Source organism: Actinoplanes ianthinogenes (assembly GCF_018324205.1).
GTDB lineage: Bacteria > Actinomycetota > Actinomycetes > Mycobacteriales > Micromonosporaceae > Actinoplanes > Actinoplanes ianthinogenes.
Window position 1 is genome coordinate 355,496 of sequence record NZ_AP023356.1, and the last position, 13,373, is coordinate 368,868.

Sequence of the window (13,373 nt, forward strand, 5' to 3'; positions counted from 1 at the left end):
GCCCGATGATGTCGTTACCTCTGGTCACCGTGGTGACACCCACCATGAACCGGCCGGCCGAACTGGTCCGGGCGATGCACTCCGTGGCGGCGCAGCGCGGTGTCCGCGTCGAGCACCTGGTGATCGGCGACAACTGCCCGGCGCTCACGGACGCGCTGGTCGCCGAGCTGTCGCGGCGTTTCCCGCACGCGATCGTCCGCAACGTCACGGGTGCCGAGCACGCCGCCCTGCCGCAGGACTACCTGCCGGCGCGGCTCGGCGCGCTCCGCAACGGTGCTGTCGCCGTGGCGTCCGGCGAGTGGATCGCGCAGCTCGACGACGACAACGAGTTCGAACCGGACCACCTGCGGTCCCTGCTGGACTGCCTGGCGGCCAACCCGGGAGTCGAGGTCGCGCACAGCTGGCGCCGGCTGGTCGCGCCGGACGGGTCGCCGTACGTGGCCGCGGAGAACCCGTGGCATCCCGACCCGGCGTTGCGGGCCTCGTCGTACGCCCGCCTGGTGGAGCTCGGCGTCTTCGAGCCCGGCTCGCCGGTGGTCCGTGACGCGCTGCGCGCCGGCGGCCGGGAGTTCAACGGCGTGGACACCAGCGAGGTGCTGGTCAGCCGGCGGCTCTACCGGCGCTTTCCGTACCCGACCGAGTTCTCCCGCTGGTGGCGCAAGCTGGAATGGACCGACGACTACGCCTGGTGTGTGCTGCTGGACCGCGCGAAGGTGCCGATGGTGTGCAGCGAGAGGGCCACCCTGCGGTACTACATGGGCGGATATTCGAACGCCGCGGTCCTGCGGTGAACGGCACCGCCACCGAGCTCCGGGCGCAACTGGCCGCCGGGGCGACCGGCGCCACCGAGGTGCTGGCCCGCCACCTGGACCGCCACGACCAGGTCGATGCCACGCTCAACGCCGTGGTGCTGACGGACCGGGCCGGCGCGGCGGAGAGCGCCCGGCGGGCCGACGCCGCGCCGCGGCCGGGACGGCTGCCGCTGCTCGGCATCCCGATGACGGTCAAGGAGCACATCGGCGTGACCGGCCTGCCGGCCACCTCGGGTGACCCGGGCCGGGCACACCTGCGCCCCGCGGACGCCCCGTGCGTCGCCCGGCTGCGCGACGCCGGCGCGGTCCTGATCGGCAAGACCAACCAGTCCGCGCACGGCCGTGACTGGCAGACCTACAACACGGTGTACGGCGTGACGAACAACCCGTGGGACGTCCGGCGTACTCCCGGCGGCAGCAGCGGTGGCGGGGCGGCCGCGGTGGCGGCCGGCGTCGTGCCGATCGACCTGGGTACCGACACCGCCGGTTCGCTGCGCCTGCCGGCGGCTTTCTGCGGCGTCTACGCTCACCGGCCGACCGAGGGCGCGCTGATCGGGGCCGGCCCGGCGCCGGCCCGGCGGCCGCCGGTGCCGCGGATGACCGAGGTGGGACCGATCGCGCGCTCCGCTGAGGATCTGCGCCTGGTCCTGGATGTGCTGGACGTGCTCGGCCCACCGGCGCCCGGCACGCACCGGGAAGCCGGCCGCCTGTCCGGGCTGCGGGTGGCGATGCTGGCGCCGCCGCCCTGGTTCGTCCTGCATCCCGACGTCGCCGACGCCTACCACCGGCTCGCCGACGTGCTGGCCGGACAGGTGCACCGGCTGGCCTGGCGCACGCCGGACCTGCCGGGCGGACTGTCCGCCCAGCACGACACCTTCCTGGCCGTGCTGGCCGCGCAGGGCGCCCGGTTGACGCCGCGCGAGGAGCGGGAGGAGTTCGCGGCCGCCCTGCTCGGGTCCGGCGACCCCCGCGACGAGGCCTGGGTGTCCGGCCTGTTCCCGACCGCGCACTGCCGGGCGCTGTGGGCCGAACACCGCCGCCGGCTGGTGACCGCCTGGTGCGCGTTCTTCGATGACTGGGACCTGCTCGTCGCGCCGGCCACCCCGGTCGTGGCGTTCGAGCACGACCCCGGCAAGGCGGCCGACTGGTTCTCCACCCTGGACCTCGGCGACCGGACCGGCCGCTACAACACCCTGTTCTTCCCGGGGTCGCTGGCCGCGCTGCCCGGCCTGCCGGCCACGGTCTTTCCGGCCGGCCGGTCGCCGGCCGGGCTGCCGATCGGCTTGCAGGTGCTGGCCCGGCCCGGTGAGGACCGGCTGGGCATCGGCTTCGCCGGTCTGCTCGCCGACGTGATCGGCGGCTTTCAGCCACCCGCCGACGGGTTCCCGGCTCCGGAGGTACCCGATTGACCGGTCACCGCCCGGCCTGCCCGTAGGCGGCGAACTGGTCGAGCAGACTCTGCGGGGCACGCTCGTCGAAACACAGGTCAAGGTTGCGGGCCGCCTCCCGGGCCGCTTCGGCGCTGCGCGGGAAGAGCGCTTTTTCGTACGCCATGAGCGCCCCTTCGACGTCCCCCGGATGAGCCGCGATCGCCTGCCCCAGCTCCGCCCCGTCCAGCATCGCCAGGTTCGCCCCCTCCCCCGCGAACGGCGACATCACGTGAGCCGCGTCCCCGAGCAGCGTCACCCCCGGCACCCGCTCCCACCGATGCTCGATCGGCAGCACGTTGATCGTCCGCGGGACCAGCGCACCCTCCGCCTCGGTGATCAGCGCGTGAAACTCCGGCGCCCAGTCGTGGAACTCGTCGACGAGCAGCGCCTTGGCCTTGTCGGCGTCGGTCCAGTCGATGCCCTCGACCCAGTCCGCCGGCTTCCGCAGCGCGATGTAGATGTGCAGGCTCCCGTCGGTCTCCTTGTGGGCGAGGAATCCGTTGCCGGGACCGAGCGCGAACAGCATCCCGCTGCCGACCGTGCGCGCCGGCCCGGGATGCCGCCGGTCCGCGTCGGGCAGGTCCACCTCGACGAACGACATCCCCGAGTACGCCGGCCCGGCGTCGGAGAGCAGCGGCCGGATCCGCGACCAGGCGCCGTCCGCGCCGACCAGCAGCTCGGTGGTGACCGTCGCGCCGTCGGCGAGGGTCAGCTCGTGCCGCCCGTCGCCGAGCGCCCGGACCCCGGTGACCTTGCTCCCCCACCGGACGGTGCCCTCGGGCAGCGAGTCGAGCAGCATCCGCCGCAGGTCACCGCGGTCGACCTCGGGCCGGCCGCCGTCGCCCTCGTCGTGCTCGTCGGCGTGCACGGTCCCCCGCTTGTCGAGGATCCGCATCGCCTCGCCGCCCGGGTGGATGATCGTCTGGAACCGGTCGAACAGGCCGGCCGCCCGGATCGCGATCTGGCCGTTGTAGTCGTGGATGTCGAGCATGCCGCCCTGCGTGCGGGCCTCCGGCGAGGCGTCCAGCTCGTAGACGGTCGCGGGGATACCGTGGACGTGCAGCACTCGGGCGAGGGTGAGGCCGCCGAGTCCGGCGCCTACGATCGTGACAGATGTGGTCATTGTGCCCTCCGGTCGGTTGGTCGTCGCATGGCTCTGCGAGCCATTCTGACGAACACGTTTCTGACGAACATGTTCTTCGGGGATATCGCAACCCACCCGCCGGTTCCGGCGGGCGGTCAGCTTCCGGTCGCCGCGGAAACTATTTCGGTACGGCCTGAATGCCCGCGATCAGCACCCGCAACGCCCAGGTGAACCGCTGCTCCCCGGTCCCGGAGAACAGGTCGTCGCGAGCCCCGGCGATGTGCGGGAACTCCTGCTCGGACACCTCCCGCAGCTCCTGCACCAGCAGCTGGTGCTCGCCGTCGGCGTCCACCGCCTCGCCGCGGGTGCCCTGCTCGGCCGCGGTCGCCGTGCCGAGCTGGAGCAGCATGTCGACACCCCAGGCGGCCTGCCCGACCGGCACCCCGCCGGCGTGCAGCAGGCCGAGCACCGCGTCGATGAGCCGCACGTAGTGCGGGCCGGACGGACGCAGCGCCAGCACCGAGCGGGCCAGGCTCGGCCACGCGATCAGCAGCCTGGTGTAACCGGCCATCAGCTCGATCAGCTGCTCCCGCCACGAGCCGGGGTCGGGCCGCGGCAGGTCCAGGTCGGCGAGCAACTCGTCGAGGATGGCGCCGTGCAGCTCGGCCGTGTTCTGCACGTAGACGTAGAGCGACGCCGGACCGGTGTCGAGCTCGGCGGCCAGGCGCCGCATGGTGACGCGCTCCAGACCCTCCTCACGCATGATCCGCAACGCCACGGCCACCGCGCCCGCCCGGCTCAGCGGTGGTTTCGCGGGCCGGTCGCGCCGGCTGACGGGTTCACGTCGAGGACTCATAACGCGATCGTAGCGAACATGTTCGTCAGCCGCCACCTACCCGGGCAGAGCCGCTGAACTGGCCGTCGGGTGGTTGACACTTTCGGTCATTTCCGGCGACAGTCATCCGGCACACCGGACGATCGCACAGCTTGGAGCACCCGCATGGCCCGCCGCCTGATCGCTGTTCTCGCAGGTGCGGTGACAGCCGTGGTCCTCGCCGCGTGCAGTGGCACCGCGGATGCGGCGACCACCACCGCCGCCGCTCCGAGCAGCGCCCCGGCGACGCCCGCGACCGGCTCGAAGAGCTTCAGCCATCCCGGCGTCCTGGTCAGCCAGGCGCAGCTGACCTTCGTGAAGGCCAAGGTCAAGGGAGACGCCCAGCCGTGGAAGAAGGCGTACGACGCGATGATGGCGAGCCCGTCCGCGTCGCTGGACTACACGCCGGCGCCGGTCCGGGTGGTGGAGTGCGGACCCTATTCAAAACCGGACATCGGCTGCGGCGCGGAGCGTCGTGACGCGTTCGCGGCCTACACCCTCGCGCTGGCCTGGTCGCTGACCGGCGACGACCGGTACGCCCAGCGCGCGATCACCGTCATGGACGCCTGGTCGGGCACCATCACCGCGCACACCAACAGCAACGACGCCCTCCAGTCCTCGTGGACCGCCTCGGTCTGGCCGCGCGCCGCCGAGATCATCAAGTATCAGTACAAGAAGTGGCCGAACGCGCCCCGCTTCGCCACCATGCTGCGCAAGGTCTACCTGCCGATGGCGCAGGCGGACCGCTCGTCGTGGAACGGCAACTGGGAGCTGACCCAGCTGGAGGCCACCGTCGGGATCGCCGTGCACCTCGACGACCAGGCGCTGTACGACAAGGCGATCGCCCGGTTCCGCAAGCGGGTGCCCGCCTACATCTACCTGAAGTCGGACGGCGCGCTGCCCAAGGCGCCGCCGACCACCACGATCGACACCCGCGCGGAGATCATCAAGTACTGGTACGACCAGACCACCTTCGTGGACGGCATCTCCCAGGAGACCTGCCGCGACTTCACCCACACCGGCTACGGCGTCGCCGCGATCAGCCACATCGCCGAGACCAGCCGCATCCAGGGCCACGACCTCTACCCCGAGGTCAAGGACCGGCTCCGGCACGCCATGGGATTCCTGTCCCGATATGCGACCGGCGACCTGCCCGCCTGGCTGTGCGGCGGCAAGGTCGACAACCGCTGGGTCGGTCCGGTCACCGAGGTCGGTTTCAACGCCCTGCACAACCGGATGGGCGTGCAGATGCCGGCCACCGAGAAGCTCACGCTGTCCCAGCGGCCGGCCGGCAACAACAACCTGATGTCCGCCTGGGAGACCCTGACCCACGCGAACAACCCGGCATAGGCCCCGGTCAGCCGTTGAAGGTGGCCGGGTGCGGGCCGGTGCGCCCGTCCCGGTCGAGCGCGTCGATCGCCGCGATCTCGGCGTCGGTCAGCGTGAACCCGAAGACGTCGAAGTTGGCGGCGATCCGGGACGGCGTGACCGATTTCGGGATCACGACGGTGCCCTTCTGGAGGTGCCAGCGCAGGACCACCTGCGCCGCGGTGACGCCGTGGGCCTCGGCCGCGGCCAGCACGGCCGGCTCGGTCAGCACGGCGCCCTGCGCGAGCGGGCTCCAGGCCTCGGTGGCGATGCCCCGCTCGGCGTTCGCGGCGACGGTCGCCCGATTCTGCAGGGCCGGGTGCAGCTCGATCTGGTTGACGGCCGGGACGGTGCCGCCGAGCGCGATCACCCGGTCGAGGTGCTCGGGCAGGAAGTTCGACACGCCGATCGCCCGGGTCAGCCCCTCGGCCTGCAACTCCTCCAGGGTCTGCCAGGCGTCCAGGTAGGCGTCGGTCGCCGGCGCCGGCCAGTGGATCAGGTACAGGTCGACGTGATCGAGGCCGAGCCTGTCCAGGCTGGCACGCAGGGCGTCGCGGGCGGCGGCGCGGCCGAGGTCGGCGATCCACAGCTTCGTGGTGACGAAGACCTGGTCGCGCGGCAGGCCGGACGCGGCGATCGCCCGCCCGACACCGGCCTCGTTGCCATAGGCGGAGGCCGTGTCGATGCTCCGATAGCCGACCTCCAGCGCGGTGCTGACGGCGGCCTCGGTCCCGGCGCCGGGGACCTGCCAGACGCCGAAGCCCAGCTGGGGGATCTCGACGCCGTTGTTCAACTTGACGGTATTCATGGATTCCTCCGGTGGTGGATCAGTGGTGCACGGGGACGGGTGTGCGGGTGGCGCGGGCGAACTCGCCGGCCGGGAGCCGGGTGGCCAGCGCGTAGATGAGCAGGGCGGCCAGGGTGACCGCGGCGCCGGCCCAGAGCGGCGCGCGGTAGCCGAGCCCGGCCGTGATGGTGAGGCCGCCGAGCCAGGCGCCGAAGGCGTTGCCGACGTTGAACGCCGCGATGTTCGCGCCGGAGGCCAGCGTCGGCGCCTGGGTCGCGTGGCCGAGGATACGCATCTGCAAGCCGGGCACGGTGGCGAAGCCGAACCCGCCCATCAGCAGCAGCCCGGCGACCGCGGCGACCTGGCTGCCGGCGCCGAGCGCGAACAGCGCCAGGACCAAGGTGAGACCGGCGAGCAGCGCGAGCAGGGTGACCGGCAGGTTCCGGTCGGCGGCCCGGCCACCGAGGAGGTTCCCGGCGAACAGACCGAGACCAAAGACGATCAACAGCCACGGTACGGCCGCGGCCGGGAAGCCGCTGACCCCGGTGAGCGTGTAGGCCAGGTAGCTGAACGCGCCGAACATGCCGCCGAAGCCGAGGACGGTCACCAGGATCGACAGCCAGACCTGGACGCTGGCGAAGATCCGGAACTCGCCGAGCAGGCTGCCGCCGCGCGGGGCGGGGGTGGCCGGGGTCAGCGCCGCGATGCCGATCAGGGCGAGCACCCCGATGCCGGCGATCGCCCAGAACGTGGCCCGCCAGCCGGCGGCCTGCCCGAGGAAGGTGCCGAGCGGCACGCCGAGCACGTTGGCGACGGTCAGGCCGGTGAACATGGTCGCGATGGCGGCGGCCTTGCGGTCGGCGGGGACCAGGTCGGCGGCGACGACCGAGCCGATGCCGAAGAACGCGCCGTGGCAGAGCGCCGCGAGGATCCGGCCGAGCAGCATGAGGCCGTAGGTCGGCGCGACCGCGGACAGCAGGTTCCCGGCGATGAACAGGACCATCAGGCCCAGCAGCGCGCGGCGGCGGTCGATCCGGCCCAGGGCGGCGGTGAGCAGGATCGCTCCGACGGCGACCGACAGCGCGTACCCGGAGATGAGGCCGCCCGCCACCGCCTCGGAGACCTGGAACTCGGCGGCCACCTCGGGCAGCAGGCCGGCGATGACGAATTCGGTCAGGCCGATGCCGAAGCCGCCGATGGCGAGGGCGTACAGGGCGATGGGCACGGGAGCTCCTCCAGCGCATGCAATAACCGGCGTGTGCAGTAGTTGCACACGCAACGGCTAAATAGTTGCAGGCGCGGTATATCCGCGCAAGGCGGTGTACGGTGAGGAGCGTCTCGGGGCCGGGAAGTGGAAGGGACGACGCGATGGGGATCAGCAACGACGCGGTGGAGATCCGCGCGCAGGGCTGGCGCCGGCTCGCCGCCCTGCACGGCCTCATCGAGACCGCCCTGGAGCGGGAGCTGGCGGCCACCCACCGGCTCTCGGTGGTGGAGTACACGGTGCTGGACGCGCTCAGCCGCCAGGACGGCTGGCACATGCGGATGCAGCAGCTGGCCCGCGCCGCCGCCCTGTCCAGCAGCGCCACCACCCGGCTGGTCACCCGCCTGGAGGACCGGGGACTGCTCACCCGGATCCTGTGCGCCGACGACCGCCGCGGCATCTACACCGAGCTGACCCCGGCCGGCCGCGAGCTGCTCGACGAGGCGCGCCCCACCCACGACCGGGTGCTGGAGGAGTCGCTCACCCGCGCGGAGCGACTCCCCGAGCTGGAGTCCCTGGTCACCGCCCTGCATCAGGCGTGACCGGCGGCCCGGCTACCAGGTGGCGAGGACGCGGGCCTGACCGCCGGAGCCGCCCTCGTACGGGATGAGGCCGACGAAGATGGTGGCGCCGTGGCGCGGGATCCGGTGCAGGTCGGCCAGGTTCTCCAGGCCGTACCGGTCGGCTCCGGTGAGCGCCAGGTGGGTGTCGAAGGTGGTGGAGACGCCGGGGTCGATGCTCAGGGTGTCGACGCCCAGCGACCGGATCCGCCGGCGGCGCAGCAGCCACTCGCAGGCGTCCACGCCGAACCCCGGGAAGTGCAGGGTGCCGGCCGCGTCGGTGCCCCGGTACGCGTCCGGGTCGCCGACCTTGGCGCCCCAGCCGGAGTACATCAGCACGGCGGCGTCGTCCGGGATGCGGCCGTGCCGGCGCTCGAAGGCACGCAGGTCGTCGACGGTCACGACGGTGTCCGGGTCGTGCGCGGCACGAGCCGCGATGTCGATGACCACCGCCGGGATGACCAGCTCGGCCGGGCGCAGCTCGGTCGACGTGCGGCCGCCGGCGGTGAAGTGCGCGGGCGCGTCGACGTGGGTGCCGATGTGCTCGATGATCCGCCACTCCTGCATGTAGTACCCGTCGGCCGGGATCGTGGTGACGGTCCGGCGCACCGCCTCCTCCCCCGGGCTGAACGCCGGCGTGTCCGGGCCCAGCGGGTAGGTGAGATCACGCAGCCCGCGTCCACCGGTGGACGCCTCGGCGGGCGCGCCGACCGCGACGGCGGCGGCGACACCCGCCCCACCGAACAGCGCCGCTCGGCGGGTCAGTCCGTGTTTGCCCGGCTCAGTGCACATCTGGTCAGCTCCCTCGGCTCGGCTTCAGGTCCGCCCTTCATCGTGCACATCGGACGGCCGCCGCGGCAGTCCACCGGGAAAACCGGCCGGGCGAACCCCCGGCAGCTCGCCTTGGGAGTGATCAGCCGCCGGGGCACTGGTGACCGCCGCTGAACTGCACACACCGGGAGACCCGCGGTGACGGCTCCGGGGCGGGCTCGGGCGACCCCCCGGACCCGGCGATCACCGCCCAGGCTAGGAACAGCGCCGCCATCCCGACCAGGGCGCCCTCGAACTGCCGTGCCCAGAATCGGTCGCTCAGCAGGCGCGCCAGGAGCAGACCACCGATCGGTACGACCAGGTCGAGCACCAGCGCGGCGGTCAGGTACCCGGTCGCCGGGAAGTCCTTGTCGCGCCGGATCAGCCCGACGATCAGCAGGAACGGGACGCCCCACATCCACCCGAAGAAGAGCGTGCCGAGGCCGGCCCGTGTCACCGGAGCACCAGCCAGGCGCCGCCCAGGCAGAGCCCCAGCACCGCGGAGCCGGCTGCGGCCAGGGTGCCGGCCAGCGGCGGCGAGCCGACGTTCCGGCTGATCGGCACGGCGAGCGCCAGCATCCCGCCGATCATGACGAGCACGGCCGGGCTGAGCAGGGTGAGTCCGAAGACGGCGGCGTTCGCGGTGGTCATGCACCAGCCCATGCCGCGTTCGCCGTCACAGGCGTGCGGGTCGCTCACCTGGAACATGCCGACCAGCCAGGCGGTGATGACCACGGCGTACCACCCGAGGCCGATCAGCGCCGTCCATCGATAGGGCGCCGAGACTGGCCGGTCGTCGTCCATGATGCTCCCTCGCGGTCACGAGGCAGTGATCGTAATCGACCTCCGCACCGCCTCAGCGGACGGCGTCGCTGATGGATTTGACGCCGCCGTGGGCGGTCAGGCCGCCGTCGACCGGGATCTCCGCGCCGGTGATGAAGGAGGACTCGTCGCTGAGCAGGAACAGGACGAGCGGGGCCACCTCGTCGACCGTTCCGGTGCGCCCGAGCGGGGTCTCGGCGACGTTCGCGGCGCGGAAGGCGGGCGCGGCGGACGCGGTCATCGGGGTCTCGATGTAGCCGGGGTGGACCGTGTTCACCCGGATGCCGCTCGGGCCCAGCTCCAGGCAGGCGGCCTTGGCCAGGCCGCGCAGCGCCCACTTCGAGGCGGTGTACGCGACCGGGAAGTGCCCGGTCAGCGCGGCCACCGAGCCGACCAGCACGATCGACCCGCCGGCCGGCATCAGCGGCAGCACCGCCTGAACGCCGAGCAGCGCGCCGGTCACGTTGACGTCCGTGACCCGGGCCAGGTCGGCCGGGTCCAGGTCGGCGAGGCGGGCCCGCCAGGTCACCCCGGCGTTCGCCACCAGGCCGTCGACCCGCCCGAACCGGTCCCGCACCTCGGCCACCAGCCCGGCCCACCCGGCCGCGTCGGTCACGTCCAGTTGCCGATAGCCGGCGCCGCCCAGGTCCTCGGCGGGCGACGGCCCCAGGTCACAGCCGACGACGATCGCGCCCTCGGCGGCGAGCAGCCGCGCTTCCGCAGCCCCTTGCCCCTGCCCAGCGCCGGTGACCAGGACGACCTTCCCCGCGACCCGGCCCTGACCGCCCTCCCCGAGCCGACCGGTGGCCCCGGCCAGGCCGGTCCCGGCCGCCATGACGTCGCCGGCGGCCCGGCCGGATCGCATCTCCCGCATCCGACCACGATCGGCCGGCACCGGGTGGCTCCGGAAGACGAATCTCGCGATACCCGTCATCAGCGCCACTGATGACGGGACGGACATCGACGCGCGTCTCCCCTAGGGTCGGGCGGGTGCAGGTGCTGCTGTTCATCCCGTTCCTGGCACTGACCGTGCTGCTGTTCGCCGCGGTGATCCGGCGGCTGCTCGGCGTGCCGGTCGGGCCGGGCCGGACGCTGGTCGCCGCGGTGCTCGCCACGCTGGTGCTCTCGCCGATCCTGGCCGCGCTCGCCCCGCCGGACCCGGCCACCGTGTCCACGGCCGAGGGAACTCTGCTGATGCTCGCGGCCGTCTGCGTCTCCGTGCTGCTCGCGATGGCCGCCCTGGTGGTCCTGGAGGTGCTGCTGCCGTCCGGGACGCTGCCCGGGCCGGCCGAGGCGTGGCGGGCCGCCCGGCGACGGGTCGCGCGGACCCGGCGGTATTCGTCGATCGTGCGGATCGCGCTGCGGCACGGGCTGGGCCGGTTCCTGCGCGGCCGCCCGCCGGCCGGTCCGGATTCGGCCGCGGCCCGGCGGCGGCTGGCCCGGTCGCTGCGCGCGGCGCTGGACGAGGGCGGGGTCACCTTCGTCAAGGTCGGGCAGTTGCTGTCCACCCGGCGGGACCTGCTGCCGGCCGAGTTCATCGAGGAGCTGACCGCGCTGCAGGACCGGGCCGCCCCGGTGCCGTGGACGGAGATCTCCGCGGTCCTCGACGCCGAGCTGGGCGACCGGGCGTTCGCCGAGATCGACCCGGAGCCGCTGGCCGCGGCGTCGGTGGCGCAGGTGCACGCGGCCCGGCTGGCGGACGGCACCGCGGTCGTGGTGAAGGTGCGCCGGCCGGGCATCGCCGCCGTCGTGGACCGCGACCTGGACATCCTGCTGCGGCTGGCCGGGACGCTGGAGGCCCGCACCTCGTGGGGCCGGGCGTTCGGCGCGCGGGGGCTGGCGCTCGGCTTCGCCGAGGCGCTGCGCGAGGAGCTCGACTTCACCGTCGAGCGGGACAACCTGCAAACCATGGCCGCGGCGCTGGCCACCACGCCGGAGCGCCGGGTCCGGGTCCCTACGGCGTACGCCGAGCTCAGCACCGAACGGGTCCTGGTGATGGGCCGGCTCCCGGGCACCCCGCTGGGCGCCGCCGAGCCGGTCCTCGCCGGGCTGGACGACGAGCGGCGGCAGGCGGTCGCCGCGGCGCTGCTGGACAGCCTGCTCGACCAGGTGCTGGTGCACGGGGTCTTCCACGCCGATCTGCACCCCGGCAACCTGCTGGTCGAGGCGGACGGCTCGCTCGGCATGCTCGACCTCGGCTCGGTCGGCCGCCTGGACGGGGTCACCCGGGCCGCGGTCGGCCGGCTGCTGGCCGCCGTCGGCCGCGGGGACGCGGTGGGTGCCAGCGACGCGCTGCTCGACCTGGCCGACCACGGCGGGGACGTCGACGAGCGTGACCTCCAGCGGGCACTCGGCGTGCTGCTGGTCCGCTACGCGGCGCCGGGCAGCTCGGCCGGGGTGGCGGCGGTGACCGCGCTGCTGCGGACGGTCGCCGATTACGGGCTCGGCGTGCCGGCGGCGGTCGCGGCGGTGTTCCGGGCCTTTGCCACGGTGGAGGGCACGCTCGGTCTGCTGCGCCCGGGGTTCGACCTGCTCGGCGCGGCCCGGGAGGCCGGCGATCGCCGGCTGGCCGAGATGTTCGGGCCGCGGAACCTGCCGCGCACCCTGGAGGAGGAGCTGGTCACGCTGCTGCCGATGCTGCGCGGCCTGCCCCGGCGGATCGACCGGATCGGGGACGCCGTGGAGAACGGGCGGCTGCGGCTGAACATCCGGCTGTTCTCCGACGAACGGGACCGGCGGGTGGTGACCGGGCTGATTCATCAGGTGCTGCTCACGGTGATCGGCGCGACCGCCGGCGTGATGGGCATCCTGCTGCTCGGCACCGGCGGCGGGCCGCGGATCAGCGCCGGCATCGGCCTGTTCCCCCTGCTCGGCTACGGCCTCCTGATCATCTCGGTCGTGCTCGTCCTCCGCGTCCTCGTAGTGATCTTGCGCCGCGACTGAGCCGATCGGCGCTCGCGGCGTCCGCCCGCCCGCATTGCCCGGTGCACGCTTTGCGGATCTCCACCGCCGGTAGCGCTCGTGGTAGCTCCGCAGCCTGTTCGCTTCCCGTGCAGACGCCCCATGAGGCGCCCGAGCCGCGCCTCCGCGGAGCTGCCGATGAGCGGATGCGGCCGTGGCCGAACGGACGTGCCAGTCTCCGTAGGACTTTGCTTACGTGTTTATGACCAGAACACGCAGGGCCCGCCCGGAACGCCGGCCCGAGACGGTGCCGTGCGGATGGCGCGGCGAAGACCGCCAACGCTGTGAGCGCCGCACACATGGGAGGCACCAGGATGGACCAGTGGGGCCGGCTGGAGAACGACAACCGCCGCCGGATCGAGCAGCAGCGCTCGGACCAGGCCGACTACATTCGCCGTTACGGCGGGGTGGGGGTGCCGAACGTCCCCGAGGTGCCCGGGCCTCCGCCCACCAAGGCCAGGGTCGTGGCCCGCGTGATCACCTTGCTGGGCCTGATCCTGATGGTATTCGTACTTTGCGGGGCCAGCGTCTACGTGTTCTTCGCTCGCATGCCCCACCCCTGACCGGCGCCTGTCCCGCCGGGCGTGCGCGCCGGCCCAAG

General features: G+C 73.2%; 14 protein-coding genes. 6 read left to right on the top strand and 8 right to left on the bottom strand.

Annotated elements, in window-relative coordinates; all coding sequences use genetic code 11:
* Window positions 1–5: 5 nt before the first annotated feature.
* The gene (locus tag Aiant_RS01720; protein ID WP_189335616.1) at window positions 6–791 is read left to right on the top strand and encodes a glycosyltransferase family 2 protein; all 786 of its coding nucleotides are present in this window, start codon (window positions 6–8) and stop codon (window positions 789–791) included.
* Entirely contained in the window at window positions 788–2,221 is a 1,434-nt protein-coding gene (locus Aiant_RS01725) for an amidase family protein (RefSeq protein ID WP_189335615.1), read from the top strand. Before Aiant_RS01720 ends, Aiant_RS01725 begins: the two co-directional genes overlap by 4 nt.
* 4 nt (window positions 2,222–2,225) lie before the next feature.
* On the opposite strand, the gene Aiant_RS01730 is transcribed toward Aiant_RS01725, so the two are convergent.
* Window positions 2,226–3,365, bottom strand: a complete 1,140-nt coding sequence (locus tag Aiant_RS01730) for an FAD-dependent oxidoreductase (RefSeq protein ID WP_189335614.1) — start codon at window positions 3,363–3,365, stop codon at window positions 2,226–2,228.
* Between the two features lie 139 nt (window positions 3,366–3,504).
* Window positions 3,505–4,182 (bottom strand): TetR/AcrR family transcriptional regulator, encoded by a 678-nt coding sequence (locus tag Aiant_RS01735; protein WP_189335613.1) that lies wholly within the window; start codon window positions 4,180–4,182, stop codon window positions 3,505–3,507.
* 180 nt (window positions 4,183–4,362) lie between these two features.
* Between Aiant_RS01735 and Aiant_RS01740 the strand changes: the two genes are divergently transcribed.
* The gene (locus tag Aiant_RS01740; protein ID WP_229831250.1) at window positions 4,363–5,550 is read left to right on the top strand and encodes an alginate lyase family protein; all 1,188 of its coding nucleotides are present in this window, start codon (window positions 4,363–4,365) and stop codon (window positions 5,548–5,550) included.
* 7 nt (window positions 5,551–5,557) lie between these two features.
* On the opposite strand, the gene Aiant_RS01745 is transcribed toward Aiant_RS01740, so the two are convergent.
* Window positions 5,558–6,376, bottom strand: coding sequence for an aldo/keto reductase (locus Aiant_RS01745; RefSeq protein ID WP_189335611.1), 819 nt, complete (start codon window positions 6,374–6,376; stop codon window positions 5,558–5,560).
* 19 nt (window positions 6,377–6,395) lie between these two features.
* Window positions 6,396–7,580, bottom strand: a complete 1,185-nt coding sequence (locus Aiant_RS01750) for an MFS transporter (protein WP_189335610.1) — start codon at window positions 7,578–7,580, stop codon at window positions 6,396–6,398.
* 143 nt (window positions 7,581–7,723) lie between these two features.
* On the opposite strand from Aiant_RS01750, the gene Aiant_RS01755 reads away from it, so the two are divergent.
* A complete protein-coding gene (locus Aiant_RS01755) occupies window positions 7,724–8,161 on the top strand; it encodes a MarR family winged helix-turn-helix transcriptional regulator (protein ID WP_189335609.1) in 438 nt (145 codons plus the stop codon).
* A 12-nt stretch (window positions 8,162–8,173) separates the two neighbouring features.
* On the opposite strand, the gene Aiant_RS01760 is transcribed toward Aiant_RS01755, so the two are convergent.
* From Aiant_RS01760 to Aiant_RS01775, 4 genes are all read right to left on the bottom strand, one after another.
* Complete coding sequence (locus Aiant_RS01760) at window positions 8,174–8,971, bottom strand: cyclase family protein (protein WP_189335608.1); 798 nt, start codon at window positions 8,969–8,971, stop codon at window positions 8,174–8,176.
* A 121-nt stretch (window positions 8,972–9,092) separates the two neighbouring features.
* Entirely contained in the window at window positions 9,093–9,446 is a 354-nt protein-coding gene (locus Aiant_RS01765) for a hypothetical protein (protein WP_189335607.1), read from the bottom strand.
* Complete coding sequence (locus Aiant_RS01770; RefSeq protein WP_189335606.1) at window positions 9,443–9,793, bottom strand: hypothetical protein; 351 nt, start codon at window positions 9,791–9,793, stop codon at window positions 9,443–9,445. The genes Aiant_RS01765 and Aiant_RS01770 overlap by 4 nt, the downstream gene beginning before the upstream one ends.
* 52 nt (window positions 9,794–9,845) lie before the next feature.
* Window positions 9,846–10,685 (bottom strand): SDR family NAD(P)-dependent oxidoreductase, encoded by an 840-nt coding sequence (locus Aiant_RS01775; RefSeq protein WP_229831247.1) that lies wholly within the window; start codon window positions 10,683–10,685, stop codon window positions 9,846–9,848.
* 116 nt (window positions 10,686–10,801) lie between these two features.
* Between Aiant_RS01775 and Aiant_RS01780 the strand changes: the two genes are divergently transcribed.
* Together Aiant_RS01780 and Aiant_RS01785 are read left to right on the top strand one after the other, a co-directional pair.
* Window positions 10,802–12,754: an ABC1 kinase family protein gene (locus tag Aiant_RS01780; protein ID WP_229831245.1), complete on the top strand. Its 1,953-nt coding sequence runs from the start codon at window positions 10,802–10,804 to the stop codon at window positions 12,752–12,754.
* 332 nt (window positions 12,755–13,086) lie between these two features.
* Window positions 13,087–13,335 carry a hypothetical protein gene (locus Aiant_RS01785; RefSeq protein ID WP_189335604.1) on the top strand — a complete coding sequence of 83 codons (249 nt, stop codon included), beginning with the start codon at window positions 13,087–13,089 and terminating at the stop codon, window positions 13,333–13,335.
* Window positions 13,336–13,373: the final 38 nt, after the last annotated feature.